32 protein-coding genes and 1 pseudogene are annotated in these 23,966 nt (G+C 65.0%); 13 read left to right on the forward strand and 20 right to left on the reverse strand.

What is annotated here, in order from left to right; all coding sequences use genetic code 11:
- Positions 1-235: 235 nt before the first annotated feature.
- Positions 236-709, reverse strand: a complete 474-nt coding sequence (locus ACTEK7_RS31590) for a hypothetical protein (protein WP_036013057.1) — start codon at positions 707-709, stop codon at positions 236-238.
- 212 nt (positions 710-921) lie between these two features.
- Here ACTEK7_RS31590 and ACTEK7_RS31595 point away from each other — a divergent pair, with 212 nt between their 5' ends.
- Positions 922-2,577 carry a fumarate hydratase gene (locus ACTEK7_RS31595; protein ID WP_225139741.1) on the forward strand — a complete coding sequence of 552 codons (1,656 nt, stop codon included), beginning with the start codon at positions 922-924 and terminating at the stop codon, positions 2,575-2,577.
- Positions 2,578-2,773: 196 nt separating this feature from the next.
- On the opposite strand, the gene ACTEK7_RS31600 is transcribed toward ACTEK7_RS31595, so the two are convergent.
- The 5 genes from ACTEK7_RS31600 to ACTEK7_RS31620 all read right to left on the reverse strand — a co-directional run bounded on the left by ACTEK7_RS31600 (position 2,774) and on the right by ACTEK7_RS31620 (position 6,625).
- A complete protein-coding gene (locus ACTEK7_RS31600) occupies positions 2,774-3,694 on the reverse strand; it encodes an SH3 domain-containing protein (protein WP_225147592.1) in 921 nt (306 codons plus the stop codon).
- Between the two features lie 17 nt (positions 3,695-3,711).
- Positions 3,712-4,008 carry a hypothetical protein gene (locus ACTEK7_RS31605; RefSeq protein ID WP_036013050.1) on the reverse strand — a complete coding sequence of 99 codons (297 nt, stop codon included), beginning with the start codon at positions 4,006-4,008 and terminating at the stop codon, positions 3,712-3,714.
- Between the two features lie 105 nt (positions 4,009-4,113).
- Positions 4,114-4,668, reverse strand: coding sequence for an inner membrane-spanning protein YciB (locus ACTEK7_RS31610; RefSeq protein WP_225147591.1), 555 nt, complete (start codon positions 4,666-4,668; stop codon positions 4,114-4,116).
- A gap of 220 nt (positions 4,669-4,888) precedes the next feature.
- Positions 4,889-5,152, reverse strand: a complete 264-nt coding sequence (locus tag ACTEK7_RS31615; RefSeq protein WP_225147590.1) for a hypothetical protein — start codon at positions 5,150-5,152, stop codon at positions 4,889-4,891.
- 75 nt (positions 5,153-5,227) lie between these two features.
- Entirely contained in the window at positions 5,228-6,625 is a 1,398-nt protein-coding gene (locus ACTEK7_RS31620; RefSeq protein WP_225147589.1) for a carotenoid oxygenase family protein, read from the reverse strand.
- Between the two features lie 105 nt (positions 6,626-6,730).
- Between ACTEK7_RS31620 and ACTEK7_RS31625 the strand changes: the two genes are divergently transcribed.
- Positions 6,731-7,459: a TetR/AcrR family transcriptional regulator gene (locus ACTEK7_RS31625; RefSeq protein WP_225147588.1), complete on the forward strand. Its 729-nt coding sequence runs from the start codon at positions 6,731-6,733 to the stop codon at positions 7,457-7,459.
- A 4-nt stretch (positions 7,460-7,463) separates the two neighbouring features.
- Here the strand turns inward: ACTEK7_RS31625 and ACTEK7_RS31630 are convergent, their stop codons facing one another.
- Positions 7,464-8,069: a hypothetical protein gene (locus tag ACTEK7_RS31630; protein WP_036013042.1), complete on the reverse strand. Its 606-nt coding sequence runs from the start codon at positions 8,067-8,069 to the stop codon at positions 7,464-7,466.
- A gap of 162 nt (positions 8,070-8,231) precedes the next feature.
- Here ACTEK7_RS31630 and ACTEK7_RS31635 point away from each other — a divergent pair, with 162 nt between their 5' ends.
- Both ACTEK7_RS31635 and ACTEK7_RS31640 read left to right on the forward strand, forming a co-directional pair.
- A complete protein-coding gene (locus tag ACTEK7_RS31635; protein ID WP_036013055.1) occupies positions 8,232-8,795 on the forward strand; it encodes an SET domain-containing protein in 564 nt (187 codons plus the stop codon).
- A gap of 411 nt (positions 8,796-9,206) precedes the next feature.
- Entirely contained in the window at positions 9,207-9,599 is a 393-nt protein-coding gene (locus ACTEK7_RS31640; RefSeq protein WP_225147587.1) for a hypothetical protein, read from the forward strand.
- Between the two features lie 835 nt (positions 9,600-10,434).
- Here ACTEK7_RS31640 and ACTEK7_RS31645 read toward each other — a convergent pair.
- A complete protein-coding gene (locus tag ACTEK7_RS31645) occupies positions 10,435-10,833 on the reverse strand; it encodes a hypothetical protein (protein WP_036013040.1) in 399 nt (132 codons plus the stop codon).
- Positions 10,834-10,867: 34 nt separating this feature from the next.
- A complete protein-coding gene (locus tag ACTEK7_RS31650) occupies positions 10,868-11,098 on the reverse strand; it encodes a hypothetical protein (RefSeq protein ID WP_193374993.1) in 231 nt (76 codons plus the stop codon).
- Between the two features lie 100 nt (positions 11,099-11,198).
- Between ACTEK7_RS31650 and ACTEK7_RS31655 the strand changes: the two genes are divergently transcribed.
- Positions 11,199-12,020 carry a helix-turn-helix domain-containing protein gene (locus ACTEK7_RS31655; protein ID WP_225124715.1) on the forward strand — a complete coding sequence of 274 codons (822 nt, stop codon included), beginning with the start codon at positions 11,199-11,201 and terminating at the stop codon, positions 12,018-12,020.
- 40 nt (positions 12,021-12,060) lie between these two features.
- Positions 12,061-12,882 carry a helix-turn-helix domain-containing protein gene (locus ACTEK7_RS31660; protein ID WP_225147586.1) on the forward strand — a complete coding sequence of 274 codons (822 nt, stop codon included), beginning with the start codon at positions 12,061-12,063 and terminating at the stop codon, positions 12,880-12,882.
- Here the strand turns inward: ACTEK7_RS31660 and ACTEK7_RS31665 are convergent.
- Positions 12,870-13,670 (reverse strand): thioesterase family protein, encoded by an 801-nt coding sequence (locus ACTEK7_RS31665; protein WP_225114246.1) that lies wholly within the window; start codon positions 13,668-13,670, stop codon positions 12,870-12,872. The genes ACTEK7_RS31660 and ACTEK7_RS31665 overlap by 13 nt on opposite strands.
- Before the next feature lie 186 nt (positions 13,671-13,856).
- Between ACTEK7_RS31665 and ACTEK7_RS31670 the strand changes: the two genes are divergently transcribed.
- Positions 13,857-14,522 carry a DsbA family oxidoreductase gene (locus ACTEK7_RS31670; protein ID WP_036027879.1) on the forward strand — a complete coding sequence of 222 codons (666 nt, stop codon included), beginning with the start codon at positions 13,857-13,859 and terminating at the stop codon, positions 14,520-14,522.
- Positions 14,523-14,526: 4 nt separating this feature from the next.
- On the opposite strand, the gene ACTEK7_RS31675 is transcribed toward ACTEK7_RS31670, so the two are convergent.
- The 3 genes and pseudogenes from ACTEK7_RS31675 to ACTEK7_RS31685 form a co-directional block, all read right to left on the reverse strand.
- Positions 14,527-15,696 (reverse strand): GNAT family N-acetyltransferase, encoded by a 1,170-nt coding sequence (locus ACTEK7_RS31675; RefSeq protein WP_225147585.1) that lies wholly within the window; start codon positions 15,694-15,696, stop codon positions 14,527-14,529.
- 155 nt (positions 15,697-15,851) lie between these two features.
- Positions 15,852-17,288: a cytochrome c oxidase accessory protein CcoG gene (gene ccoG, locus ACTEK7_RS31680; protein WP_225147584.1), complete on the reverse strand. Its 1,437-nt coding sequence runs from the start codon at positions 17,286-17,288 to the stop codon at positions 15,852-15,854.
- 43 nt (positions 17,289-17,331) lie between these two features.
- Positions 17,332-17,472, reverse strand: a pseudogene (locus ACTEK7_RS31685) (ArsR/SmtB family transcription factor); the annotation flags it as partial.
- 47 nt (positions 17,473-17,519) lie between these two features.
- Between ACTEK7_RS31685 and ACTEK7_RS31690 the strand changes: the two are divergent.
- Entirely contained in the window at positions 17,520-17,948 is a 429-nt protein-coding gene (locus ACTEK7_RS31690) for a YeeE/YedE family protein (protein WP_036013017.1), read from the forward strand.
- Positions 17,949-17,953: 5 nt separating this feature from the next.
- A complete protein-coding gene (locus ACTEK7_RS31695; protein WP_036013015.1) occupies positions 17,954-18,421 on the forward strand; it encodes a DUF6691 family protein in 468 nt (155 codons plus the stop codon).
- A 57-nt stretch (positions 18,422-18,478) separates the two neighbouring features.
- Here ACTEK7_RS31695 and ACTEK7_RS31700 read toward each other — a convergent pair whose 3' ends face one another.
- The 3 genes from ACTEK7_RS31700 to ACTEK7_RS31710 form a co-directional block, all read right to left on the reverse strand.
- A complete protein-coding gene (locus tag ACTEK7_RS31700) occupies positions 18,479-18,802 on the reverse strand; it encodes a hypothetical protein (protein WP_036013014.1) in 324 nt (107 codons plus the stop codon).
- 102 nt (positions 18,803-18,904) lie between these two features.
- Entirely contained in the window at positions 18,905-19,306 is a 402-nt protein-coding gene (locus ACTEK7_RS31705; protein ID WP_036027875.1) for a hypothetical protein, read from the reverse strand.
- A 348-nt stretch (positions 19,307-19,654) separates the two neighbouring features.
- On the reverse strand, positions 19,655-19,903 hold the full coding sequence (locus tag ACTEK7_RS31710) for a PilZ domain-containing protein (protein WP_225147583.1): 249 nt from the start codon (positions 19,901-19,903) through the stop codon (positions 19,655-19,657).
- Positions 19,904-20,104: 201 nt separating this feature from the next.
- On the opposite strand from ACTEK7_RS31710, the gene ACTEK7_RS31715 reads away from it, so the two are divergent.
- The gene (locus ACTEK7_RS31715) at positions 20,105-20,398 is read left to right on the forward strand and encodes an HdeA family protein (RefSeq protein WP_225128886.1); all 294 of its coding nucleotides are present in this window, start codon (positions 20,105-20,107) and stop codon (positions 20,396-20,398) included.
- Positions 20,399-20,512: 114 nt separating this feature from the next.
- On the opposite strand, the gene ACTEK7_RS31720 is transcribed toward ACTEK7_RS31715, so the two are convergent.
- Positions 20,513-20,977: a PaaI family thioesterase gene (locus ACTEK7_RS31720; protein ID WP_225147582.1), complete on the reverse strand. Its 465-nt coding sequence runs from the start codon at positions 20,975-20,977 to the stop codon at positions 20,513-20,515.
- Positions 20,978-21,340: 363 nt separating this feature from the next.
- Between ACTEK7_RS31720 and ACTEK7_RS31725 the strand changes: the two genes are divergently transcribed.
- Positions 21,341-21,637, forward strand: coding sequence for a hypothetical protein (locus tag ACTEK7_RS31725; protein ID WP_036013030.1), 297 nt, complete (start codon positions 21,341-21,343; stop codon positions 21,635-21,637).
- 98 nt (positions 21,638-21,735) lie between these two features.
- Complete coding sequence (locus ACTEK7_RS31730; RefSeq protein WP_036013009.1) at positions 21,736-21,990, forward strand: hypothetical protein; 255 nt, start codon at positions 21,736-21,738, stop codon at positions 21,988-21,990.
- Positions 21,991-22,020: 30 nt separating this feature from the next.
- On the opposite strand, the gene ACTEK7_RS31735 is transcribed toward ACTEK7_RS31730, so the two are convergent.
- Positions 22,021-22,209, reverse strand: coding sequence for a hypothetical protein (locus ACTEK7_RS31735; RefSeq protein WP_225147581.1), 189 nt, complete (start codon positions 22,207-22,209; stop codon positions 22,021-22,023).
- Between the two features lie 234 nt (positions 22,210-22,443).
- Here ACTEK7_RS31735 and ACTEK7_RS31740 point away from each other — a divergent pair, with 234 nt between their 5' ends.
- Positions 22,444-22,695, forward strand: a complete 252-nt coding sequence (locus ACTEK7_RS31740) for a DUF2798 domain-containing protein (RefSeq protein WP_109143204.1) — start codon at positions 22,444-22,446, stop codon at positions 22,693-22,695.
- A 546-nt stretch (positions 22,696-23,241) separates the two neighbouring features.
- On the opposite strand, the gene ACTEK7_RS31745 is transcribed toward ACTEK7_RS31740, so the two are convergent.
- Both ACTEK7_RS31745 and ACTEK7_RS31750 read right to left on the reverse strand, forming a co-directional pair.
- Positions 23,242-23,412, reverse strand: a complete 171-nt coding sequence (locus tag ACTEK7_RS31745; protein ID WP_036012997.1) for a hypothetical protein — start codon at positions 23,410-23,412, stop codon at positions 23,242-23,244.
- A 157-nt stretch (positions 23,413-23,569) separates the two neighbouring features.
- Positions 23,570-23,770: a hypothetical protein gene (locus ACTEK7_RS31750; protein WP_036013004.1), complete on the reverse strand. Its 201-nt coding sequence runs from the start codon at positions 23,768-23,770 to the stop codon at positions 23,570-23,572.
- Positions 23,771-23,966 lie beyond the last annotated feature (196 nt).

The raw sequence follows: 23,966 nt of genomic DNA on the forward strand, positions 1-23,966 counted from the left end.
ATCGTTAAAATGTGAGGGAATTGGCGCGGTGAAGGCTGTGCACGCGTGGCATCCGCAAACCGAGACGACGAGGCCTCTCCCCGTCATTGCGAGGAGCCCTTGCGACGAAGCAATCCAGACTGCTTCCGCGGATACAGACTGGATTGCTTCGCTGCGCTCGCAATGACGGAGTATGCGGCGGACGCCATCGCGCGATACGCACCCCGCAAGGGTGCGGAAAGAGCTGGCGCGTGCCCTATTCGTCCTTGCCGCGCGTGATGGCGATGGACGCCTCTGTCTTGGTGCGGGTGCATTCCATGTTGAGCCGGCGGTAGCGCATGGTGACCTTGTCGCCGCGGAGTAGACCCATCCGCTTCAGGCAGCGCGTCGCGCCCGTCGTGGTGTCGTCCTTGGTCACGGTGAAGACGATCGCCGCCATCGAGCCGACCAGCGCGTAGAATTCCGGCTTCGGCTTGCGATCGCCCTTGGCGTAGAGCTCGATGGAATATTTGTCGCCGCGGCAACCCACGGACAGCTCCTTGGCCGCCGGGTGCGTCAGGTAAACGACATTGGCGGCGCGAAAATTCACCTTGAGGCGATCGACCTGGCTCGCCAGCTCCTTGGCGCTGTCGTCGCAGCGATCGGCGCGGGCAGGCGAAGCGAGAGCCACAAGGCCGGTGAAGGCGGCGGCGACCAGGATCGCGCCGCGGACGTTCAGTTTCAATGTCATGATGAAAAGCCCCTTAGGGCACGCATTCAAGCGTCGGCGGACGCGAATCGCAAGGGTGGGCAGAGGCATTTCCACGAGCTGTGCCAATGCCTTCCCGTGCCGAACCTACCCCTCCCATGCGCACCGCTCCCTTTCTTTTCTGGCTAGAATGCGCTTAGAACGCTTCTATGCTGAGAGGCCCGCCACGGCCCCAAAACCCCGAGATTTGCCCCATGAACGCTCCCACCGCCTTCCCCGACCAGTCCAAGCCCGTTCCGCCCTACAAGCACACCCCGCTGTTCCCGCTGGGCAAGGACGAGACGCCCTATAAGAAGATTTCGTCCGAGGGCGTCAGGGTCGAGAAGGTGCTCGGCAAGGACATGCTGGTGGTGTCGCGCGAGGCGCTGCGGGCGCTGTCGGAGGCGGCCTTTGGCGACATCAACCATTATCTGCGCCCCGGCCATCTGAAGCAGCTCCGCGCGATCCTGGAGGACGGCGAGGCGAGCCCGAACGACAAGTTTGTCGCGCTGGACTTCTTGAAGAACGCCAATATCGCGGCCGGCGGCGTGCTGCCGATGTGTCAGGACACCGGCACCGCGATCATCATGGGCAAGAAGGGCTGCAACGTCATCACCGACGGTGACGACGAGGCGGCGCTGTCCGAAGGCGCGCGTGACGCCTACCTGCGCCGCAATTTGCGCTACTCGCAGGTCGCGCCGCTCTCGATGTACGAGGAGAAGAACACCGCCAACAACATGCCGGCGCAGTGCGAGATCTACGCCGAGGGCGATGACGCCTACAAGTTCATGTTCATGGCCAAGGGCGGCGGCTCCGCCAACAAGAGCTTCCTGTTCCAGGCCACGCCCTCGGTGCTGACCAAGGACCGGCTGCTCGCGTTCCTGAAGGAAAAGATCCTCACCCTCGGCACCGCCGCGTGCCCGCCTTATCACCTCGCCATCGTGATCGGCGGTACCTCGGCCGAGCTGTGCATGAAGACGGTGAAGCTTGCCTCCGCCCGCTATCTCGATGCGTTGCCGACGCACGGCTCGCCCGACGGCAACGCCTTCCGCGACGTCGAGATGGAGAAGGAAATCCACAAGATGACGCAGTCACTCGGCGTCGGGGCGCAGTTCGGCGGCAAGTATTTCTGCCACGACGTGCGGGTGATCCGCATGCCGCGCCACGGCGCCTCGCTGCCGATCGGGCTTGGCGTGTCCTGCTCGGCCGACCGCCAGGTGCTCGGCAAGATCACCAGGGACGGCGTCTATCTCGAGGAGCTCGAGCACAATCCCGCGCAATACCTGCCGCAGGTCGAGCAGTCGCTCGGCGGTGAGGTCGTCAAGATCGACCTCAACCAGCCGATGAAGGACATTCTGGCGACCTTCTCGAAATATCCGATCAAGACTCGCGTCTCGATGACCGGCACCATGATCGTCGCGCGCGACAGCGCGCATGCCAAGCTGCGCGAGCGGCTGGAGAAGGGCGAGCCGCTGCCGGACTATTTCAAGAACCATCCGGTCTATTATGCCGGCCCCGCCAAGACGCCCGAGGGCTACGCCTCCGGCGCGTTCGGTCCGACCACCGCGGGCCGCATGGATTCCTTCGTCGACCAGTTCCAGGCCGCCGGCGGCTCGATGGTGATGGTCGCCAAGGGCAACCGCGCCCCTAGCGTGCGGGAGGCCTGCAAGAAATACGGCGGCTTCTATCTCGGCTCCATCGGCGGCGCCGCGGCGAACCTCGCCGAGCACTGCATCAAGAAGGTCGAGGTGCTCGAATATCCCGAGCTCGGCATGGAAGCGATCTGGCGCATCGAGGTCGTCGATTTTCCGGCGTTCATCATCATCGACGACAAGGGCAACGACTTCTTCAAGGAGTTGAATTTGGGCTAGTTGCTTCACCCGCACGCGCGCGGGGGAAGATGCTCGTGCCGTAACAATGATCGTCATGCCCGGGCTTGTCCCGCCTGCGCGGCCGAAGCCGCTTCGGCGAGGCGAAGGCCCGGGCATCCACGTTCTTAGTGCCGCAAAGAAGCCGTGGATGGCTGAACAACAAGCCCGGCCATGACGAAGCCAATGCTTCAGCGCCTCAACTGCAATTCGTGACCTGGTTGGAGCACAGCGCGCGCCACCAGCCGCGGACGCCGTCGTGGCTCTCGACCAGACCCCAGAGCCCACTGCAGGCGAAGATGCGCTTCGGGCCGCCGTCGGTGTCGAGCGGCCCGCCGAGCTCGCGCTGGGCCGGCATCCATTTGGCATCGATGAAGGGCGCCTGAAACAGCCCGCCCATGCGCGTGGTGCCATTGGCATAGTTCGCGCCGACCTTGTTCGAGGCGACCCAGCCGCGCCCGGCATAGGGCCTCGGCGCGCTGCGCGGATATCGCGTCTCGTCCTCATAGTCCTTGCCCGGCGGCCTCGCGTCTTCGATCAGGAACCAGCCGTCCCTGAAGCCGATGATGCGGAATTCGGTCAGCCAGCCGCCCTCGGGCGTGTTCTCGGCGCCGCCGAGCCTCAGCCGGTAGGGCGGCGGCAATGTGCCAAGCACGCGCGCCTTGATCGACGGCTCGGCGCGCACGTTGAGGCCGCTGGAATCCTTGTCGACGGACCAGGCGCCGAGATCGCAGGGCTCGGTGCCAGCAGGCAGCTTTGCGCGCTTGGCGGCGAGCTCGGCGTGCATCCCGGCGAAATCATTGTCGTCGTTATCAGGGGCCGGCCCGGTGCGCGGCTTCAGCTCGGCTGACGTCGCCCGCGTCGCGTCCGCAGTCAGCGTGACGACCAGAACCTGGCGCGCCGCAAAGACGCTCCCCGGTGTCTTCGGATCGTTCGATGTCGCGGGATAGACCGCGAGATAACCGGTCGACCCCTCGGTTCGGTAAGCGGTGCCGGCAACATAGCCTGCCGGCACCAAGGCGAGCGCGCTCGCGCGCCACGCCGGTTCGCTGTCACCTGCGCGCGCGGCCTGTGCTACGGCAGACAGGACTGCCGCCGCGATGAGGAGGAGCGCACGCATCGGTGCAGCGCGTGGCTTTATGCCCGCGCGCCCGTGAACGGGAAGCTGCCCATCGGGCCGATGCCCATCTCGCCACTGATGCTGTCGCCGGAGACCGTGCCGGTGAATTCGAGCGTGAGCGGCATCGGCTTGTCGATCGAGACCTTCCAGGAGACGTTGTCGCCGGAGACGGTGCCGTCGAAGATCTCGGTGGTATTGCCTTCCGCGCCCTGCGTGCCCGTGAGCGTGCCGCCCGCAGCCTTCAGGCTCAGCGTCGCCTGGCGCTCGCCCATCGGCGTCGTCATGGTCAGATTCCAGTTGCCGTCTACGGCCATTCCCGTCTCCCGAACAGATTGCGGCGGTCCGCGACGATCCGCGGCCGTTCCTAGCCGAGCCTATAGCCCAACTCGCAGCTCCTGCCTAACGCTCCGGTAGGGCATTTAGGCGCGGGCAGCGGCACGTCGGCGGTTGGTTACGATCAGCCGCAGAACGAAGTACTGCACGGCAAAAGCCAGGATCTTGGCGCCGCCTGCGACCACCATAAGATAGAACGCCCAGAGCTTCAGATCGCCGGTGGCGGCGACTGCCATCATGCCGGCGCCGATCACGAACATCAGCGCCGCCCAGGCATAGCCCGCGATGGTGACATATTCCGGGACGGTCTCGACGATGACGGGCGGCATGTAGCGCAGCATCCAGCCGCGCTTGAGCATGATCGCGCCGATCGCGAAATGTGCGATCGAGGGTTTTGCCAGCATGAAGCGCGGATCATTGGTCAGCAGCGTGATACCGCCGAGCACGATGACCAGAGCGAGGCTCGCATAGGTCATGTAGTGCAGCGGCTGTCCCTTGAGGCGCGCATAGACCACTTGCACGATCGCGCCAGCAATCGCCACCGCCGTTGCGAGGATCACGTTGTCTGTGAGGAGATAGATGGCCAGGAAGATGATAACGGAGAGGAGGTCGGAGGCGAGGCGGGCGAATACGTCCTTCATCGTCATTCCTGTTTCGCGGTCGTGGGCAGGGCGCAGTCTGCCGCACCCTACTTGATCCGGCGATGCCCGGCATATCACTTTGTGAAGACAACCGCGTACGAGATAGCGCATGGCAGCCCCCGACCAGAATGCCAGGCCGGGACCAGCAGCGCGGGATTCGGAACCGCAACAAGCAGGGCGCGATGCGCGAGACAGGGAGCCGCGCCGGACCACCCGTCTCTTACAATGTCAAGACGACGTAAACGAGCTCCAGAAAATGAAGTGCTGCAACGAGCTGGCTGGTCATCTCGTCGACCAACCCCGTCCAGGGCAGGCGCGACACCATCGGGAGTGCGGCCGCGAGTAGAAGGCCGGCAGCGAGCAGGGCGCCGCCTTCGAAGAACGTGAGGCTTCGCCGGCGCAGCCGTATCGCCAAGCATGCAAGTACGGCGCCGGCCGGGGCGATGACAGCGGTGGAATACGCGGTGATCGAGAGCATGTGCATCGGACTTTCTTTGACCACGCAATATCTACGTGGATTCCGGGGGCGCGATCTGCTCGCGTCCCGATTGGCGAGGGGCTACGCCGCGCCGACCCAATTGCCGTGGAAGCCGTCGGGGACGCGGTGGCCGAGCTGCACCAAGGCCGCGGGGCCGGCCTCGATGTCGGTGGCATTGAACACGGCGAGGTCGCTGCGGTTCTCGCGTGCGCGCCAGACCACAGCGAGCAGCCAGCCGTCGCCTTCGGCAGCATCCCTGGATCGCTCGACGAAAACAGGCTCGGAGATGGTGTCGCCGGCCGGCAGCAGGTATTGGCCGAGCCGCCTGCCGTTGCCGTCGACATGGACGATGCCTGCGAGCGCGCCGAACATCGGCAATTTCGGATTGGCACAGGCGTACCAGCCGTGACGGCTCTTCAGGCCGGCGCGGCGATCGTCGATGCGCGGGAATTCCCCAGTGAGATCGTCGAGATACGTTTGCTGGAAGCGGTCGGTATTGCCTGCGAGATCGAAAGTCCATCGGCAATGGCGGGCGCGCGACTTCTCGGGATCGGTGGGGCGGCCATCCGGATGCGGAAACAGCGGCGCTTCCTCGAACTGCATGACGTCGGCGACGATGCGGCTCCCGTCCTCCCACGCATTCATGACATGGAAGACGTAGCAGGCTTCGGCACGAAACCAGACGATGTCCTTGGCCGTGCCGCTGCGCTTCATCACGCCGACATAGGCACCCTTGTCCGGCTCCCAGGCATAGGGCGGCTTTCCGCTCATCGCGCGCTCCATGCTGCCCGTGATCGGCAGGATCGGAAACAGCACATGGTTCGCGGTGACGATGAAGTCGTGCACCATGCTGGCATAGGGCGCCTCGAACCGCTCGAACCGCGTCGCCTTGCCTGTTGCGTCGATCGATCCGTAGGAGAGGGCAGGCGTCAGCGGGCCCGCAGCGTTGTAGCCGAAGAACACCAGCTCGCCGGTGACGGGATCGATCTTGGGATGCGCGGTGAAACTGCCGGCGACGCGGCCCTGGTAGTTGTGATAGCCGCGCGTCGCCAGCGTGCCCGGCTCGATCTCCGTCGGCAGGTGCGCTTCTTCCAGCGCCAGCAGCTTGCCGGCGTGGAAGATGATGTTGGTGTTGGCGACGCCGCCATCGGTCAGGTTTGCCGGCGCATCCGGCAGCTTGCGGCCGAAGCCGCCGAACAGCGCGCGGCCGGCGTCGTGCTCGGCGAGCCATTTCGGCGTGCGGACCCAGCGGTTGCGGTAGCTGGCGCGGCCGTTCTCGAGATGGAAGGCGTGCAGCATCCCGTCGCCGACGAACCAGTGCGCGCCGGGCGAGTCGAACTGCGGATTGGGGCCGTTGCGATAGAGCGTGCCGTTCAGCTCGCGCGGCAATTCGCCGACGATCCTCAGGAAGGGCGCGTCGGCCTCGAACGGGATCGGCGCGATATTGTTGCTGCGCTCGGCCATGGCGTCGTGCTGCACGGCGAATCCTCCCTATCTTTACATCGTAAAGATTGGATAGACCCGATCGCAGCTTTCGTCAAGCGAAATCTTTACACTGTCAATATTGCGTCATATAGCTTGCAAATGGCCAAGACAGACACCAACGGCGACGCGGCGCGCAGCCCGCGTGCCCTAAGAAAAACCACCTCGACCGCGGCATCGCGCACCTCGCGGCGCGCGAGAAGCGCCAAGACCGAGACGCCGTATCATCACGGCGCGCTCCGTGAAGCGCTGCTCCAGGCCGCCGAACGGGTGCTGGAGCGCGACGGGCTTGCCGGCCTGACATTGCGTGCGGTGGCGCGCGAGGCCGGCGTCTCGCATGCCGCCCCAACCCATCATTTCGGCGACCTGACGGGCCTGCTCAGCGAGCTCGCGGCCGTCGGCTTCCGCCAGTTCAACGTGGTCATGGCCGCTTCGTGCGATGCCGCCACCACGCCGCTCGAAGCCGCGCTGGCGCGGCCGAAAGCCTACATCGCCTATGCGCAGGCCCATCCCGGCATGTACGGCATCATGTTCCGCACCGAGCGGCTGGACTATTCAAGGCCGTCGCTGCACGAGGCGGCGGAGGCATCTTTCGCCGGCCTTGCCAATGCCATCGGCATGATGCGGCAGGAGCAGATCAGCGGCGATGCGCTGACGCTGAACCAGGGCGCGGCAATCGCGCGGGCCTGGTCGCTGGTGCACGGCTTCACCATGCTGCTGCTCGACGGACGGCTGAAGGACATCCTTGCGCGGCTGCCGGAGGGAACGACCGCCGAGCGGCTGCTCGAGGCGATGCTGACGGTGCCTGTCACGCCGAGGCTTCCCATCTAGCTGATTATCGCATCGTGGCGAGCTCGACGGCGCGGCCGCGTGTGCCGATGATCTTGACCTCGTCCTTGCCGCAAGCGAAGCCGCGGGCGAGATCGTCGGCGGCCTTGCGCGCGAGCTCGTTGGCGTTCGGGTTGGCGATCGCGTCGACATAGGCGACGTGGCAGACCGGGCCCGGCGGCAGCCGGGTCACCACCAGCATGGCCTTGGTGTTCGGCCGCCCCTGCTTGTCGGGATCGGAATTGTCGGCGATGTGCCAGCGCTGGATGATCGCGAACGGCCTTGCGCCGTCAGCGCGCCATTCGATGGTCGTCTCCGACGAATTGAACGGGGCGAACCAGACTTTTGCCGCCGGTTCCTCAGCTGCTGCCTTGCGGTTGCGTCCGACCGCGACGATCTCGCGAAGGTCGTCCTCGGCGATCAGCACGATCAGGCCGTCCTTGCCCGGACAAACCCGCGTGCTGCTGCCGTCGAGCGCGCCGGGCTTGCCGATCTGCCGGCAATCTTTTGGTGCCGTCGAGGTGTAGCTGCTGCCCAGGGATTGGGCGTCGGCGCTGTTCAGGCCGATGCAAGCCATCAGGACGGCCAAGCCAATAGTAGTGATACGGTTCATGTGAGGCTTTGATGGACTGGGAACTTCGTTCCATCAGACGTCTTGATTGTGGGCAAGGTTCAAACAGGGTTGGGATATACCTGACAGAAGCGCGGAATCGTTCTACAAGAGCGGCTTCGCTTGGGCTCCTCCTGCCTCGTTCGCGTTCTCATTTTCTCGATCATGCCAGCCACCTCGAACAAACCTTATCGCGTCGGCCGCTCCAAGACCGGGCTCGGCCTCTTCGCCACCAAGCCGATCAAGAAGGGGACCCGGATCATCCGCTATTTCGGACCGATTCTGGACTCGCGGATTCCCGAGCACGACGAGATCGAGAACAAATATCTGTTCGAGCTCAACGGGCGCTGGACCATCGACGGCTCGGTGCGCAAGAACCTCGCCCGCTACATCAACCATTCCTGCCGGCCCAACGCCGAGTCCGACGTCCGCCCGCGCGAGCGCAAGGTGTTCATCCGCGCCATCAGGAACATCGAGCCGGGCGACGAGATCAACTACGATTACGGCACCGACTATTTCAAAGCCTATCTGAAGCCGATCGGCTGCAAATGCGATTCATGCGAGAAGAAGCGCAAGAAGCTGCGCGCTGAGGCGCGGGCGGAATCCGCCAAGGTGAAGGCGCGGGCCGAGCGCAAGGCGCAGAAGGCGGGGGCGAAAACCACCGCTACGAAAAAGAAGAAGCTGAACGGCAAGCACTTCCCCGGCAAGGTCGGCCGCGCCAAGGCGTAGCCTCGGATTGGTCGTCGCGCGCCTTCTGCCGCGCGAGCTGACAGGCTTCGCGCAAGGCCAAAGCTCTCGGCTCGCCCTCAGCCCGAGAACGACGTTCTCGTCTCCTCTCCGTCATTGCGAGCGAAAGCGACTTGTCCGCCGAAGCCTGGCGAAGGCGGAAGCAATCCAGAATCCTGCCGCGGAAAGATTCTTCGCTGCTCACCGCAGGCGTTGCTGGCCTCCATCTCGTTGCTCTGCATGACCAACCATTTCGGGCACAATTAAGCGAAACAACCGGAATAATCCCACCCACTTTGGATTGGAATTTGGAGCACCGGGGATTTATTTATTGCCGTACCCGACCGTGACCGTGAGACGACGATGCGAAGCTTTGGCATCCTATATCGAGATGTCTGCGCAGGAGTTGGATGTTTGTTCCTGTCGATGACCACGCTATGGCCGTCCGGGGCAATTGGCGGCGAAATGAGTTTGACGTGTGTTTATGAGATTATGACGTCCGCCCGAGAGGCCATGGTTCTTTGTGAAGGCACGCTCGATCGCAAGAGTGAGCATACTTATCAGGAATTCCGCGCGACCTTGAAAAGGTTCATCAACGAAAACGCAAAATTGGATAATGACAAAATCGCCGCCGACTATGATCGAGTGCGGAGCCTGTGGGCACGAGAGGAAGTCGCGAAGGGCTTTTGTGAGCTGCCAGAGTACCTGGCTTTCAAGGTGATGTTGCAGGAACTCTTGCAGCGAGAAGCAACGTTCCGCGAACGGCTTGAACGATCGGTGGATCCAACGGCGGGAGAATGCCTCTAGTCTTTCTGACGATCCAGTTGAGCCCCACTAGGTAATGAATTTAGCCCTTTGGATGGGTTGAGTCTTGCGAACCCATCGCTTTTCCGCGCAGCTCGCCGTTCTCGCTGCCTACCGGCGAGGCGTCGGGCAAAATACCCAAAGTCTGTCAATCTCGTCCGGCGAAAATATATCGCTTTTCCGAATTTCGGATTTGTGGCATGTGTTGCCTATCCCGGCCCTGCCAGAGGGGCGCTTCGCGATCGTCACGAGATGCGGGCCGGGGGTGCGGTGGACGCGGTAGCGCCGGCGCGATTGGCTTGAGGACAGGGCGGGCAACCGTGAGTCTCAGGCGATGCGCATACGACACGGCGCGGTCACAGCGGTTTGGTCGATGGTCTGGGGTGCGCACACCAAGCCCCGGGCGCTGAGGCCAAATCGTCCGCGGACGGAGAAGTCGTGTGGTCCTGACGCCCGGGGTCTGTGCGTCAAGGCTTGCGGTGATGCGGCGGCCCGACCGGGTGCGCGCATCAGAGAAGCCGCAAGGCGACGGGGGCAATAGTGCAACGCTCCCCGAGGAGAGCACGAAGGACACCGTTAAAACCATCCGCGCAGGGAAGGCCGGGCGACCGGCAACACCTGTGGTCCACCCCGTGTGCATGTCCTTGTACACGGACTCGGGTGCCGCCGGCGCCCGGCCTTCCCTGCGCCCTCCGGCAACCGAAGGGCGCAAGCAACGAAGCAAAGCTCGGGCGAAATCCGCCGCGAGAACGCGAGGTCATGCATGCATCCGGGTACGATCCCATATGACGAAGCCTTCGCGTTCCCCGGTTTGCGCCGCGGAGCTGGCACGCAAGGATCACGCCGCCACGGCGCGCCCGCTCTTCTTCAAGCCCACATATTGCAGCTCGGCGAACACGCCGGTGGCTATGGCTTGCGCGACGACCATGAGCTGACCGGCGAGGTTCGGCGACACCGCGCCCGAAAGCAGCAGCGCGATGCTGCCGACGGTCCAGGCGGCATTGCCGATCACGACCAGTAGCACCAGCGATTTCGCGACCGTGGCCCGCGAGGCGAGCCAGCCGACCAAGGCGGTGTAGGCGATCAGGAACAGACCGGTCTCGCGCAGCAGCGCTTCGGGCAGGTTGAACAGCGCTGCGAATGCGGTCGCGCCGAAGGTGAAGCCGAGTGCGGCGACGCCGCTGAAGACGGCGTCGGCGAACAGGGCGCGGCGCAGGAAGGTGGATGCATCGATCATCTCAGGGTCTCCTTGGTTGGGCTGGGGTGGAACTTTAGCGCCGACCGCGCCACCAGGCGCGGAGCAGACGGGCGAGCCGGAACGGGCAGAGGCTCCTGCCGACGCCGTGCTCGAAGGCGATGACCTGCGCGAGGACATAGTCGCCGGTCGAATGCACCAGCGGCTCGGGCATGTTGAGGCTGCGCGCCAGCATCCGCGTTGCGAACGCCATGGCCCAGGGCAAAACGTGGTCTGCGACGGTCCGGTAGAGCAGCAACGCGATCATGGTCATCTCCTGTTGCGACCAAAGATGCGCGGGCTCGTCCCCCATTTCGATTACCTCGGTGGTAATGGAAGCGCCTAAATTCGCGTGCTAGTTTTTGATCATGAACGCACATGCATCCACCGTACGTACCGAACGCAGCCAGCCGGTCCATATCGGCGACCATTTGCGCGAATGGCGGCAGCGCCGCCGCATGAGCCAGCTCGATCTCGCCGGCGAAGCCGAGATCTCGGCGCGGCATTTGAGCTTCGTCGAGACCGGTCGCGCCGCGCCCTCGCGCGACATGGTGCTCAGGCTCGCCGAGCGGCTCGACGTGCCCTTGCGCGAACGCAACGTGCTGCTGGTCGCAGCCGGTTTCGCTCCGGCCTTTCCGCAGCGCCCGCTGGAGGATCCCGCCTTGAAATCAGCCCGTGCGGCGATCGACCTCGTCTTGAAAGCACATGAGCCCAATCCGGCGCTCGCGGTGGACCGGCACTGGAACCTGGTCTCCGCCAACCGCATGGTGGCGCCGCTGCTCGACGGCATCCCGCAGCATCTGCTCGGCCAGCCCGTCAACGTGCTGAGGCTGGCTTTCCATCCCGAGGCGCTGGCACCGCGCACGGTCAATCTCGCGGAATGGTGCGGGCATCTCCTGGAGCGGCTGCACCGGCAGTGCGAGGCGACAGCGGATCCGGAGCTGATCAAGCTTTACAATGATCTGAAGAGCTATCCGATTCCAGCGCGCTCGGCCCCGCTGCCAGCCGACAACGTCGCGATCCCGTTCAAGCTGCGGCATGGCGGGGAGATCCTCAGCTTCTTCTCCACGACCATGGTGTTCGGCACGCCGGTCGACATCACCCTGTCGGAGCTGGCGCTGGAGACGTTCTTCCCGGCGGACGAGCGCACCGCCGAACGGCTGAAGCAGATGGCGGCCGGGCTGCGCTAGCGCCGTTTACAGGACGGAGCAGCACTCGCATAATCGGCGCATGGACACACGCGCGTTCCGGCGATTGCGGCCGGCCAATCCCGTCGGTGATCTCCTGCGCGGCTGGCGCAGCCGCCGCGCGTTGAGCCAGGCGGAGCTTGCGTTCGAGGCCGGCATTTCGATCAAGCATCTGAGCTATGTCGAGACCGGGAAGGCGGCGGCAAGCCGGGACATCCTGCTGCAGCTCGCGTCGGCGCTCGATCTGTCGTTGCGTGATCGCAATGCGCTGCTCGAGGCCGGCGGCTTCGCGCGGCAATATGGCGAGCGCGATCTGTCGGCGCCGGAGCTTGCCGAGGCGCGGCGTGCCATCGATCTTCTGCTTCTCCGTCACGAGCCGTTCCCGGCAATCGTCACCGACCGGCGCTGGAACGTGATGCAGGCCAATCGCGCCGCCTCGCGCCTGATGACCATGCTGCTTGGCCCTCTACGCATGCAGCGGCCGCTCAACCACATGCGCATGTTCCTCGCTCCCGACGAGCTCAAGCCGTTCGTCGAGAACTGGCCGATTGTTGCGGCCGCGCTGCTGGCACGGGCGCGGCATGAGGCGATGGCCGCGCCGCTCGATGAGGCCCTGCAATCGACCTGGCGCGAATTGATGCGGCTGCCGCAGCTGCCTGAGGCGACCGAGGACAACGCGGCCCCGGGGCCGCTCTGCGAGGTGCGCCTGCGCAAGGGCGATATCGGCGTTGGTTTGATCGGTGCGGTGCTGACGCTCGGCACCCCGCAGGACGTCACGCTGCAGGAGCTTCGCGTCGAGATGTTCATGCCTGTTGATGCCGCCTCCGAGGCCGCCTTGGTCGCGCTTGCAGATCAGGACGCTTGAGCCTGCACGGCTTCGCGCCGCTCGAAGCTCATGGCCTGCATCACCTCCGCGAACGGCCCGTTGCGGTCACTCAGTGTCGCCGTGGTGAGGCCCGCGCCATGGGCGCCGACGCGCGTCGCGGCGCGGATCAGGATCCATTCGCCCTCGGGCGGACGGAAGAAATAGAGGCTGATCTCCGGGTTGATGAAGGTCCATTGGCGCATGTCGACGATCTGCGCGACGCCGCTGGAGAAGTCCGCCGCCTGCACCGCCTGGAGCAGCGGCGTGTTCGGCTCGCCCTCGACCAGCGGCGCATCGAGCCGCATCCAGGCCGCGGCCGGGCCCGGCTTCTCCAGCGCGCCCTCAATGAGCCGCACCGACACGTTCTGGAAATAACGGCTCCATTTCTGCGCGAAGGCGGGCGGCGGGCTGCCGGCCTCGGGGCCCTTGTCGACGGGCGTGGGCCTCGCGAACGGATCGATGGGCGACTCGCCGCTCGGCGCCGTCAGCAGCGCCGTGCAGCGGCCGATCTCGGTCTCGCCGTCCATCAGCCGCACCTGCAGGGTCTTGGCCTTGCGACCGTCGCGCAGCAGCTCGCTGACCGCCCTGAACAGGCGCAGGCCCGCCGGCCGCCACAGATCGAAGGTCAGGCGCCGCACAGCAAAGCCGGATCTGGCGGCGAGGCGCTCGACCTCACGGGTCATCAGCGCGGTGGTGGCGCTTCCCTGCAGCATGTCCGGCGACCACGGCCCGCCGGCATGCTCGGTGGCCCGGAACAGTTCGCCGTCCGGCTTGAAAATGGCGCTCATCGCGGTCTCCCCTTTGGGCTTGATTGTGGCCGTAAGTATCGTGGCCGTAAGTATCGGGGCGGGGAGAACCGGTAACAATAACCGCAGAGGTGAAGTCGTGAGCCATGCAGGACGGGTGCCTTGCGCCGCCCCCGGTTCGGCTTATGTTCGGGCGGACCCTCGAAGTGCCCGAAGGAGGCGCCTGACATGAGCACGCTGAAACCGCTCCAGATCGACGTCGTCTCAGATGTGGTCTGCCCCTGGTGCTATATCGGCAAGCATCGCATCGAGAGCGCGCTGGGGCTGGTGCCTGACGTTCCGGTCAAGCTCAATTTCCGTCCCTTCTTCCTCAATCCCTGGGTGCCGCGCGAGGGCATCAGCCGCGAGGCCTATCTCACCCAGAAGTTCGGCTCGGTCGAAGCCTATAAGGGCATTGCGGGACGCGTCGTCGCGGCCGCGAGCGAGGAGGGGCTCGTCTACAAGCCGGAGCTCGTGGCGCGCCAGCCCAACACGACCGACTGCCACCGCCTGATCCTCTGGGCGGAAGCGATCGGCAAGGCGCCTGAGATGAAGCAGCGCCTGATGGAGCTGTACTTCCGCGACGGCGGCGATCTCACCGATGTGAACGTGCTGGTGCAGGCGGCAGCCGACATCGGCCTCGATGCCGACGACGTGCGCAAGCGCCTCGCCACCGACGAGGACGTCGCGCGCGTCTCGGCAGATGCGCAGGAAGCCGCCGACAAGGGCATCTCCGGCGTGCCGACCTACGTCTTTGCGCAGAAGTACGCCGTCTCCGGCGCGCAGGATCCGAACCTGCTTGCCCGCGCCATCCGACAGGTCTCCGAGGAGATCAATGCGCAGGCGGCGGAGTAGCTTTTTATTTTCGGAGCCGGCGAACCACGCCGCGCGCGGCCTCGTGCGCGGCGTTGAGGCCGACCAGCGCGCCGTGAATGAGCGCCACGACCGGGTCGTGCCGCCGCAGCGGGATCAGCACATCGCCGATGGCGAGGCGTCCGCGCCAGATCGGGTTGATCATGGGGTGATCGGCATTCGCCGTCGAGTCCGCGCTGGCGACGGCGGGGTCGGCGCAGAGATGGCGGGTAAGGTCGAGCGTGAGCTGCACGCCCGGCGAATATTTTGCAAAGCGCTCGTCGATCCCAAGCTTGAAGAAGAAGGCGCGATCCTGATGGCGCAACACGATGCCGGCCGCGACCGGCGTCGCGCCGGCGCGAAGGGTGACGATCTCGCACTGCGCGGTCTCTGCCAGCGCGGGCACTGCGCGGCGGATGAAGGTTGCGTCGCCCGCGTGCTGAACCAGCGCGGTGCCCCGCTTGCCCTTCCAGCCGCTCGCTTCGAGCTGCAGGAAGGTTTCGAGCGCACGTCCGATCTGGTCGGAGCTGCGCGCGATCTCGAACACGACGGAGCCGTGCTCCTCGAGACGGTGGCGCTGGCGCCGCAGCTCCTTGAGCTTCTTGGCGCCGAGCGCCTCGCGCAACAGTGCGTCTCCATCCTGCGTCGCATCGAGGCTGGCGCGGATGTAGGAGCTGAGGATTCTCGGCTTCAGGCGGTCGCGCTTCAGCACCTGCTTGAGTGATGCCATCGCTGCGCCGTCGAGCGCGACGTCGGTCATCACGAGCGCATGCGCGCCGGCCTCGCGCGCCTGCTGCAGCAGACGCGCAGCGGCCTCGAGCGGAGCGTCGCGGTCGAGCAGCGGGCTGCACAGCGTGCCATAGGGATGCGCGCTCACCAGGGCGGGCAGGGGGATCTTCAGGGCGTGCCAGAGTGAGACCACCGGCATCAGGCCGATCAGCCGGGCCGAAGTGCCGTCAAATGCGGACAGTGCCGAGGCATCCGTGCGACCGCGCGCAGTTGCGCTGACGGCGAGCTCCCAGGCGGGCAGGTAATATCCGTTCGGCTCGATCGCCCGCTGCGCCAGCGCGCGCCATTGGCCGGTGTCGACGGCCGCAAGCGGGACAGGTGCGCGCGCCATCGCGGCATCCCTTGCCGATGCCGGATTGATCGCAGCCTGATGCGCGATGTCGACCACGTCCCGTCGTCCCCGTTCACACGAGCCGGGGCCCGTGCCACCGGCCATGCTTAGCGCAAAGATTGGAAAATACCGTTGGCACGCCGCCGCAATTCGAGCGGTAGTGTTAACATTCCATTCAGCATCGGGCCGGGGGTGACCCTGAGGAATCGTGGCTAGTCTCCCGGCACGAAATGATCGCGGGTGCTCGCGCGGCCGCCGCTGGCGGTATCGGTGATGGTGATCTCGATGTCGCGGGAGGTCTTCGGCAGGTCGCTGGGCCCGACCTGTACCGAGAGCCTGACCTCGCGGGTCTGATCCTGCCCGACCTCGATGATGGGCTTGCCGCCGGGTTCCGCCTCGATGCCGGCGACGCGAATGGTCGCGCGCGGCAGACCGGAGACTTCGAGCGCAAACGAGCGCTGTGCACTCTTGTTGAGGATACGCACGGTGTAGTCGTTGCGCACGCCGCCGTCCGAAAGCTGGACGAAGAGGGGATTGCGCTCGTGCAGTACGTTGACGTCCATCGTCGCGCGAGTGGCGAGAGTGTACAGCATGATGCTGCCCACAATGGCGATGGCCGCGGCATAGATCAGCGTGCGCGGACGGATGATGCGGTAGATCGGCGGCTTGCCCTCGCGTCGGCGCTGCATGTTGATGTCGGTGTCGTAGCCGATCAGGCCCTGGGGCCGGCCGATGTCGCGCATGACGTTGTCGCAGGCGTCGATGCACAGGCCGCACTGGATGCAGCCGAGCTGGATGCCGTGGCGGATGTCGATGCCGGTGGGGCAGACATTGATGCACTGATGGCAGTCGACGCAATCGCCGGCGGGATCGCCATGGGCGCGCGCGGCATCCGCCTTCTTCACCGACATGCGCGGCTCGCCGCGGTCACGCCGATAGGTGACGTTGAGCGCCCATTCGTCGGTCAGCGCTGCCTGGATCCGCGGCCACGGGCACATGTAGATGCACATCTGCTCGCGGGCGTGACCGGCAAAGACATAGGTCGTAGCGGTGAGGATGCCGATCCAGAGATAGGCGATGAACGGGGCCTGGAAGGTCGCGAGCTCCTTCACCAGCGTCGGCGCGTCGGAAAAGTAGAGCACCCAGGCGCCGCCGGTCCACCAGGCGATCATGATCCAGAGGAAGTGCTTGAGCGCGACCTTGCGAAGATGGTCGAACGTCCAGTAGCGCTTGTCGCCCTGCATGCGCTCGCGCCGGTCGCCCTCGACCCAACGCTCGACCGCGTAGAACAGGTCGGTCCACACCGTCTGCGGGCACATGTAGCCGCACCACAGCCGTCCCGCGACCGCGTTCATCAGGAACAGAATCATCGCCGCGATGATGAGGAGACCGGTGAAATAATAGACCTCCTGCGGCCACAGCTCGATGAAGAAGAAATAGAAGCGCCGATGCGGGAAGTCGATCAGCACGGCCTGGTCGGGCAGGCCGGGTCCGCGATTCCAACGCACGAACGGCAGCAGGTAATAGGTTCCGAGCGTGACGCACAGGATCGCCCATTTGATGCGGCGGAAAGGGCCATTGACCGACTGCGGGTAGACCTTCTTCCGCTTCTCGTAGAGAGGCCCCTCGATGAAGGTGTCGTCGGTCATCCCATGCTCCCCGCGTTTTGCGAAGGCGAGAGTCCGACTTGCCGGCGCAGAAGAGCCGGCAAAGAATCTCCAGCACTGCGCGGACTTTCGGGCTCGCGATGTTGTAGTATATCGTTTGGCCGTCCCGCTTTGGTTTGACCAAGCTCAATGCGCGCATCTTTCCGAGATGCTGGGATAGCGCGGCCATGGTATTTGCGCCCTACGCAAGGGCGCTCTCGCTCAGGAGAGGTCATGGTCACGACGTCTTTTACGCCGATCGCGTCGCTCGTTGGCGGTGCGATGATTGGCCTCGCGGCCGTTCTGCTGATGTGGGCAACGGGTCGGATCGCCGGCGTCAGCGGCATCGCGGCGCGGCTGTTTCCGCCCTATGAGGACAGCGAACTCGCTGGGCGCCTTGCCTTCGTCGCCGGTCTTGCTGCTGCGCCCGTGCTGGTCCGGCTCGTCACCGGAGGTCTGCCGGAGCAGACGATCGCGGCGGGGCCGGCCCTCCTGATCATCGGCGGATTGCTCACGGGTTTCGGTTCGGTGTGGGGCAGCGGCTGCACCTCGGGCCACGGCGTTTGCGGCCTGTCGCGGCTGTCGGTGCGCTCGCTGGTTGCGACCATCACCTTCATGGCCGCCGGCATGGCGACCGTGTTCTTGATGCGGCACTGGAACTGACGGCGATGGCAATCCTGGTTCAATTCGCGATTGGGCTGATCTTCGGCCTCGGCCTCATCGTCTCCGGCATGTCGAACCCCGCAAAGGTGCTGAACTTCCTGGACGTCGCCGGCATTCAGGCAGGGACATGGGATGCAAGCCTCGCCTTCGTGATGGCGGGCGCGGTGGCCGTGACCTTCGTCGGCTTCAGCCGCGTTCTCAAGCTTCCGCGTCCATTCTTCGCTGATCGATTCTATTTGCCGACGCGGCGAGACATCGATCCCAGGATCGTCGCAGGTCCGGCGATCTTCGGCATCGGCTGGGGGCTGGTAGGCTTTTGCCCGGGGCCGGCGCTGACCGCGCTCGGATTTGGCTCGCTCTCCGCCGTCATCTTTGTCGTGGCGATGTGCGCCGGCATGGTGCTCGCCCGCTTCATCGCTCAGCTGCCGTCATCGACGCGCTACATCACGCCGGCCGATCCACTCGAAACCTGAGGTCACGGGACCGGGCGAATAGTCTCGCCCGGTCTCCGACCATCAAGCCTTCATCGCTCACCAGCTACCGACGCCGACGCTGACGCCGGGCGCGCGAATGCCGACGCCGGCGCGCGGGCCGTCATCGTAGTGGCGATGATAGCTCCGGCGCTCATAGTAGCGGTCGCGCGGCATGTAATTGTAGGAATCGCGCACGATCACGCGCGACCCGCCGCGCGTGCGATAGCAGCGACCATCCTCGTCGCAGACGAGTCGCACCTGCTGCACGAGATCCGGATTGGTGTATTCGCTGGTCGTATAGATATCGGAAGCCTTGGCCCCCGAGGCGGCGGCCAAGGCCCCCACGCCTGCCAGCAGCGCAATAGTCAACGTCCTCATCATGTCCTCCTCGAAACTGCCCTCGGCGGTAACAAGAAGGGGAGGCGGTGATCGTTCCGGGTCATCTACAGGTTTTTCCCGGAACCTGTCGTCAGGGGCGGGTTCCTAGATCGGCTCGTAAGTCTCCGTGCCGCAGATGTCGTCGGCGTCGGCGCGCCGGCGGTCCACGACCCTGCCGTCGTTGATCGTCACGATGTAGGTCTGGGCGCCGAGCGACGTACCGGTCGCCGAGGTGAGCTGCGCGCGGACGCACGCGGTCCAGCCCGGTCCTCGCAGCTCACGATGCGGCGGGGCGACGTGAACCTCGCGCGGATAGGACGTTGCGAGAAAGACGACGTCGATCTGCTCGCGCACCACGCGCTTGACGTCGGGCGGCGCTTCCGGCGGCTGCTCGGGCTCCTTCATGCGCATGAATTCCGGCACCGGTGCGCGGCTGTCGGCAAAGCCGCAGGCACCGAGCGCAAGCGCGCCAATGAGCAGCGCCGCATGAGCAATGATCCGCAACATCCGTGAAAGGTCCCCTGCGGGCCGACAGATAGGCACGAATGCGATCGGACGAAGTCCAGGCCGATCAAGATTTGCTGAGGTCCCGGAACCCGGACATCGCTATTCCGCGATTGGGGGCTGGCTTGTACCCCAGAGGTGGGGGATTGCGGTAATGCGGATTCTGGTCATCACGCCGCCGTGCTGGCGCTGAGGGCCGCCTCAGCGCAGGCGCAGTGCCCGCCCAATGACCGCGTCGAGTCGATCGACGTTGCGGGGCTCATCATCGCTCGCGGGTGTTACGCGCGTGATTGCGAGCCAGTCATGATGGTGGTGTGCACGCGATGCGAACCTTCGTTCACATCGCGCCCGCTATTGCACGAAAGCGAGGCCGACGCGCTTGTCGCTGCGCCAAACTGTGCGACAATGCCGTACGAAATGGTCACAGGCGATCGAGAGCGTGACCGATTGCGGCAACATGACGGGAGTGTCGAGGTCGATCGCCGCGCCGCCCGCCGACATGTTTCGCACCGTGCAAGGAATGCCGCTGTTTTCGAACGTGATCTTTCCGCCCTTGAAAACACGGTGACGTTGCGATGTGCGCTTCTCAATCATCTGCATCAGTCCTGCCGATGAGTATGAAGTAGTGCATAGAAATTACGTTGAACTAAACTCAATACTGGCGCTACTTGCACGGCGTTTCAGACTTTGTTTACGACGTTGGAGCGGCGAGCCGCTCCCACGAACCTGCCCAAAGAGCCTACCCAAAGAGCCTACCCAAGTGCCTTTCCTTTATGGCGCGACGCGCCGATGGAGATATTGATGAAGACTTCGCTTTCGATTTTGTTCGCCGCAGCGCTCTCGCTGGCCTCGATGCCCGCCCACGCCGTCAAGTGGGACCTCTCGACCATGACCTGCAAGCAGTTCCTCGAGAGCGGCGAGGACAACATCGGCGTCGTGCTGACCTGGATGGACGGCTGGTACAAGGGCGACGAGGACAATGCGATCATCGACACCGACGTCTTCATCGAGAATGCCAAGAAGTTCGGCGCCTATTGCGGAAAGAATCCGACCGTCAGCGTCGTCACCGCGGCCGACGAGATCCTCGGCAAGTGACATTGCCGGCGCAATGACGGCAAGCGCGATCGCGCTTGCTGTCCCGACACGATTTCCATCGAGAGCCGCCTCGAGCCTTGCGCTTCGCGCGGCTCTCTTGTTTTCAGGGCGCGTTCACCCCGGCAGCATCGCGAACGCGCTCGACACCATCGCGGCCGGCTTGCCGTCGGCGGCCGAGAGCAGCGTGACGCGGCCAAAGCTCATGGTGCGCCCGAGCCGCACCACGCGCGCATCCGCCAGCACGTCGGACGCGGCGATCGCGCGCATGAAATGCGTGGTCTGATCGACCGTGGTCATGGGACGGTAGCCGCGATTGGCCGCGAGGATCGCGATCACCATCGCGGTATCGGCGAGCGCCATCAGGGCCTGGCCGCAGACCACGCCGCCGTTGCGGCACAGCCGCTCCGAAAACGGCATGCGCAGCAGCGCGCCGGGCTGCCAGTCCGGGTCGTCCGCGGGCTGTACATGCTCGATGCGCTCGACCGCGAGGTTGAGATCCTGGACCCAGGGCGCAAAGACCTCGCCGAGGATGCGACTGGCGTCGGCGGGGCCGAACTCGGCTTCTGGCTGCGTTTGCATTGCTGTCGCGCTCTCCTGTGTTGCCGGATGTTTCACCGCATTGTGCGCGCATCCGCGAGGCAAAGTCACCCGGTCTGGCGCCGGCCGCCTCGGCTTGAAAATGCCTGACTTGGCCCGATATGATGCCTGGCTTGGGTAGGGGTGGATGATGTTGCGTCGCTGTATCCTCGTCTTTGGCATGGGCCTGCTCGGTCTCGCGCTGAGCGGGTGCACCAAATGCGGTCCGATCTGGGACGATTGGCTGCAGGCGCCCAAATCATGCCGATCGGATCGGCACTAGCTGCCACCGGGTCGTGACCGGGCTGACGAGGATGACACGGCGCGGGGCGATCCGCGCCTCATGGAAGACTTAAGGAGTGGATGATGAAGCTTTTCCGTTTGGCCGCGGTGCTGGCCGTGCTGGCGGGACCTGCCTACGCGCAAATGCCCAACATCAACTTGATGCAGGATGCCCCGAGCAAGTCGCCGGAGGAGAAGGCCATCGAGGCCGAGCGTGAGAAGGCCTACAAGGAAACGCTGAAGAAGATTCCGGATACCAAGGCGTCCAGCGATCCCTGGGGCGGCATGCGCGCCGAACAGCCGAAGCAGCCGGCGGCGCCGAAGGCGTCGGCCGCGACCAGTGCGCCGAAGAAGGCCAAGAGCGGGACGGCCGCCAACTGACCCGTTCCGGGGAGGCACAATGCTCCTCGGAAGGACTCCTCTTGATCCGGCCCGCGCCCTACATTGTCCGTAACGTAGTGCGCAGAGGAAGGCAGGACATGGCCGATCGTCCGCGGGATCTCGCCGAGCGGATGGCGCGCCGGCGCAAGGCGGCCGGCAAGCCCGGCCAGTCCGCCGGCGATGGCTATCTGCGCGAGACCTTCACGCTGCCGCGGGCGGCGGCACGGGAGCGGGCGCAGGCCTTCTTCGCCCGCTACCCCAAGGCCGGCTATATGAGCGAGGTCGAGACCTGGCGCGAATTGCCCGGCGGCGATATCGAGTTCACCATGCGTCGGCTGCCCAGCGCCGACTGACGCGCGCTATGACGCAGAAGGCGAAACGGTTCAGGCCGTCTTTCGCCCGATCGCCTTCAGCTCGCGGTCGATGCGCAGCTGCACGCGCCGGATCGCCAGCAGGTCGATCCTGGTCTCGGTCTTGCCGGTCTTGATCCGGTCGCCGATGCGGAACTGCCACTGCCAGACTCCGGGAATCGCCGTCTTGGCGATGGTGAACTCGACGCCCCTGTGATTCATGGTCACCTCCCACGATTCACCCTTGTGCCTGCAAACATGTTGGTCGTCGCAATATTCCGCAGGCAAGAAAAATGTCGCCCGCGCCTCCGTGGTTCTCCGACCATGAACAAAGTTCCTGGAGCCCGGCCGGGGTGCATCCGGCGGTCCCGCATCGCGGTTCCAATCGAAGCGCCGGATCCGCTCGACGGCATGTGCCTTGCTTGCCGATCACGGGCAAGCAACCATGGGCGCCTCATGCTCGGCATTCCCCGCCGCTACTCGCATTTCGTCTTCGGCATCATCCAGTCCGGGCTGACCTCGCTGATCGCGGCGGGGATCGCCAGCTTTCCCGCCGGCAGCCCGATGCTCTTCGTGCGGCACTGGATGGTGTCCTGGCTGATCGCATGGGCCGCGATGCTGCCGGTCGTGCTGCTGGCGGCGCCCGCGATCCGCGCCTTCTCGCTGCGCCTGACGCAGGAGGAGCAGGAGCCCCGCGCCGGCCGGTAGCCGGGCGAGCTAGCCGGCTGGCTGACGAAAGCAGGCGCGCGAGGCCGCAGACTGGCCCCGTACCGGTCCCAATTTCGACATCCGTCCGCACCACTGCGGACACACCCGTCGGCAAGATTTTATCCGTTCGGCGCAGCCATGGGGGAAACGTGGCGCGCCGGAAACGGGGTGGCATCATATGGATAACGTAGAGCGGTCATTCGCCGCCGCGACGGCGGCTGGCTTCGTCGTGCTGGTGATAGGTCTGGTTCTGCTGGCGGTGCTCTAGCAGGCGCTGCTGCAGACGGAACTGACGTGCCGGGCCGTCCTATCGAAGGCGCCGGCGCGCCTTGCCTCTCAAAAGTGGCAAAACAACCCCATGCACAGTAGGGGTCCTGGCGATTTCATCGCTTCGCCAATGGGTTATGGGTAGTATTTAGCTACCTGGTGGATCCGCGGTCGCGGGCCCCGACCGGCGATGCCGATCGGAGGTTCCGGCCAAGGACCGGAGCGGAGTGCCGCATCGCGGGCGGCCTGGCCGGCACCGGACGCCGGTCCTGGCAGTGCCTAATGAACCTTGATCTCGTTCAGCGGCAGATGGAGCTCGGCGGCGCGCTCTTCACGGTCCCTCTTGCGGAACTCGTTTTCCTTGCGCTCGAACTTCACCATCTCCTCCTGCGCCGCCTCCAGCATCGGCTTTCGCCTCGGCGTATCGTGCAGCGTGTCGTTGTTTGTCATGACTAGAGATCCCCAAAAGTTGCGGTCCCATCCCCACAGAAAACCGGAGACCGCGAAAAGGTTCGGTGCCGCAGGATTACGGAAACATGACGGCGCCCCAGTCGCGCGTCGTTGATCCCGGTCATGGTCGCTTCCAGGAACCCGACGGAGGCCCGGTTTATTTCGGCGGCTGCAGCCCCGGCGATTTGACCCAATCGTTGAGATGATTGGCAACGTCGGCCTGGCGGGCCTTCTTGAGCAGCGCGTCTCGCTCCGGCCCGGGAGGTAGCTTGGAGGCCTGTTCGCGGATCTGCTTCACCCATGCGGACAGCCGGTCCTGAAGGGTCAGTTGCTGCTTGAAACGTCGTCGCTTGAACATGGCGCGCTCTTTCCGTGCGATGAGGCGGGAGCGCGAGGTGAGCGTTCTCATCACCGATAGTGGCCGGGGTCCGCGCGGTGATGATGCATTAGGATCCGGAAATGGATCCGCGTCTGTTCAGTTGTGCACGCAGAGCAAAGCGGGGAGCGTGACGATCCAGCATGGCTGGTTTGTCAGAGGTTGATTTATCAACCGA

The organism is Bradyrhizobium sp. JHI2711 (assembly GCF_056156565.1).

Excerpts from the sequence above, each read along its gene's own strand:
- ACTEK7_RS31740 (WP_109143204.1), top strand. The coding sequence starts at position 22,444 with ATGCTCGGCATTCCCCGCCGCTACTCGCATTTCGTCTTCGGCATCATC.
- ACTEK7_RS31605 (WP_036013050.1), bottom strand. The coding sequence starts at position 4,008 with ATGGCCGTAGACGGCAACTGGAATCTGACCATGACGACGCCGATGGGC.
- ACTEK7_RS31590 (WP_036013057.1), bottom strand. The coding sequence starts at position 709 with ATGACATTGAAACTGAACGTCCGCGGCGCGATCCTGGTCGCCGCCGCC.
- ACTEK7_RS31595 (WP_225139741.1), top strand. The coding sequence starts at position 922 with ATGAACGCTCCCACCGCCTTCCCCGACCAGTCCAAGCCCGTTCCGCCC.
- ACTEK7_RS31645 (WP_036013040.1), bottom strand. The coding sequence starts at position 10,833 with ATGATCGATGCATCCACCTTCCTGCGCCGCGCCCTGTTCGCCGACGCC.
- ACTEK7_RS31705 (WP_036027875.1), bottom strand. The coding sequence starts at position 19,306 with ATGTTGCGGATCATTGCTCATGCGGCGCTGCTCATTGGCGCGCTTGCG.
- ACTEK7_RS31600 (WP_225147592.1), bottom strand. The coding sequence starts at position 3,694 with ATGCGTGCGCTCCTCCTCATCGCGGCGGCAGTCCTGTCTGCCGTAGCA.
- ACTEK7_RS31650 (WP_193374993.1), bottom strand. The coding sequence starts at position 11,098 with ATGATCGCGTTGCTGCTCTACCGGACCGTCGCAGACCACGTTTTGCCC.
- ACTEK7_RS31695 (WP_036013015.1), top strand. The coding sequence starts at position 17,954 with ATGGCAATCCTGGTTCAATTCGCGATTGGGCTGATCTTCGGCCTCGGC.
- ACTEK7_RS31690 (WP_036013017.1), top strand. The coding sequence starts at position 17,520 with ATGGTCACGACGTCTTTTACGCCGATCGCGTCGCTCGTTGGCGGTGCG.
- ACTEK7_RS31735 (WP_225147581.1), bottom strand. The coding sequence starts at position 22,209 with ATGAATCACAGGGGCGTCGAGTTCACCATCGCCAAGACGGCGATTCCC.
- ACTEK7_RS31750 (WP_036013004.1), bottom strand. The coding sequence starts at position 23,770 with ATGTTCAAGCGACGACGTTTCAAGCAGCAACTGACCCTTCAGGACCGG.
- ACTEK7_RS31700 (WP_036013014.1), bottom strand. The coding sequence starts at position 18,802 with ATGATGAGGACGTTGACTATTGCGCTGCTGGCAGGCGTGGGGGCCTTG.
- ACTEK7_RS31635 (WP_036013055.1), top strand. The coding sequence starts at position 8,232 with ATGCCAGCCACCTCGAACAAACCTTATCGCGTCGGCCGCTCCAAGACC.
- ACTEK7_RS31660 (WP_225147586.1), top strand. The coding sequence starts at position 12,061 with ATGGACACACGCGCGTTCCGGCGATTGCGGCCGGCCAATCCCGTCGGT.
- ACTEK7_RS31730 (WP_036013009.1), top strand. The coding sequence starts at position 21,736 with ATGGCCGATCGTCCGCGGGATCTCGCCGAGCGGATGGCGCGCCGGCGC.
- ACTEK7_RS31725 (WP_036013030.1), top strand. The coding sequence starts at position 21,341 with ATGAAGCTTTTCCGTTTGGCCGCGGTGCTGGCCGTGCTGGCGGGACCT.
- ACTEK7_RS31630 (WP_036013042.1), bottom strand. The coding sequence starts at position 8,069 with ATGAACCGTATCACTACTATTGGCTTGGCCGTCCTGATGGCTTGCATC.
- ACTEK7_RS31670 (WP_036027879.1), top strand. The coding sequence starts at position 13,857 with ATGAGCACGCTGAAACCGCTCCAGATCGACGTCGTCTCAGATGTGGTC.
- ccoG (WP_225147584.1), bottom strand. The coding sequence starts at position 17,288 with ATGACCGACGACACCTTCATCGAGGGGCCTCTCTACGAGAAGCGGAAG.
- ACTEK7_RS31665 (WP_225114246.1), bottom strand. The coding sequence starts at position 13,670 with ATGAGCGCCATTTTCAAGCCGGACGGCGAACTGTTCCGGGCCACCGAG.
- ACTEK7_RS31715 (WP_225128886.1), top strand. The coding sequence starts at position 20,105 with ATGAAGACTTCGCTTTCGATTTTGTTCGCCGCAGCGCTCTCGCTGGCC.
- ACTEK7_RS31610 (WP_225147591.1), bottom strand. The coding sequence starts at position 4,668 with ATGAAGGACGTATTCGCCCGCCTCGCCTCCGACCTCCTCTCCGTTATC.
- ACTEK7_RS31745 (WP_036012997.1), bottom strand. The coding sequence starts at position 23,412 with ATGACAAACAACGACACGCTGCACGATACGCCGAGGCGAAAGCCGATG.
- ACTEK7_RS31625 (WP_225147588.1), top strand. The coding sequence starts at position 6,731 with ATGGCCAAGACAGACACCAACGGCGACGCGGCGCGCAGCCCGCGTGCC.
- ACTEK7_RS31710 (WP_225147583.1), bottom strand. The coding sequence starts at position 19,903 with ATGCAGATGATTGAGAAGCGCACATCGCAACGTCACCGTGTTTTCAAG.
- ACTEK7_RS31615 (WP_225147590.1), bottom strand. The coding sequence starts at position 5,152 with ATGCACATGCTCTCGATCACCGCGTATTCCACCGCTGTCATCGCCCCG.
- ACTEK7_RS31655 (WP_225124715.1), top strand. The coding sequence starts at position 11,199 with ATGAACGCACATGCATCCACCGTACGTACCGAACGCAGCCAGCCGGTC.
- ACTEK7_RS31720 (WP_225147582.1), bottom strand. The coding sequence starts at position 20,977 with ATGCAAACGCAGCCAGAAGCCGAGTTCGGCCCCGCCGACGCCAGTCGC.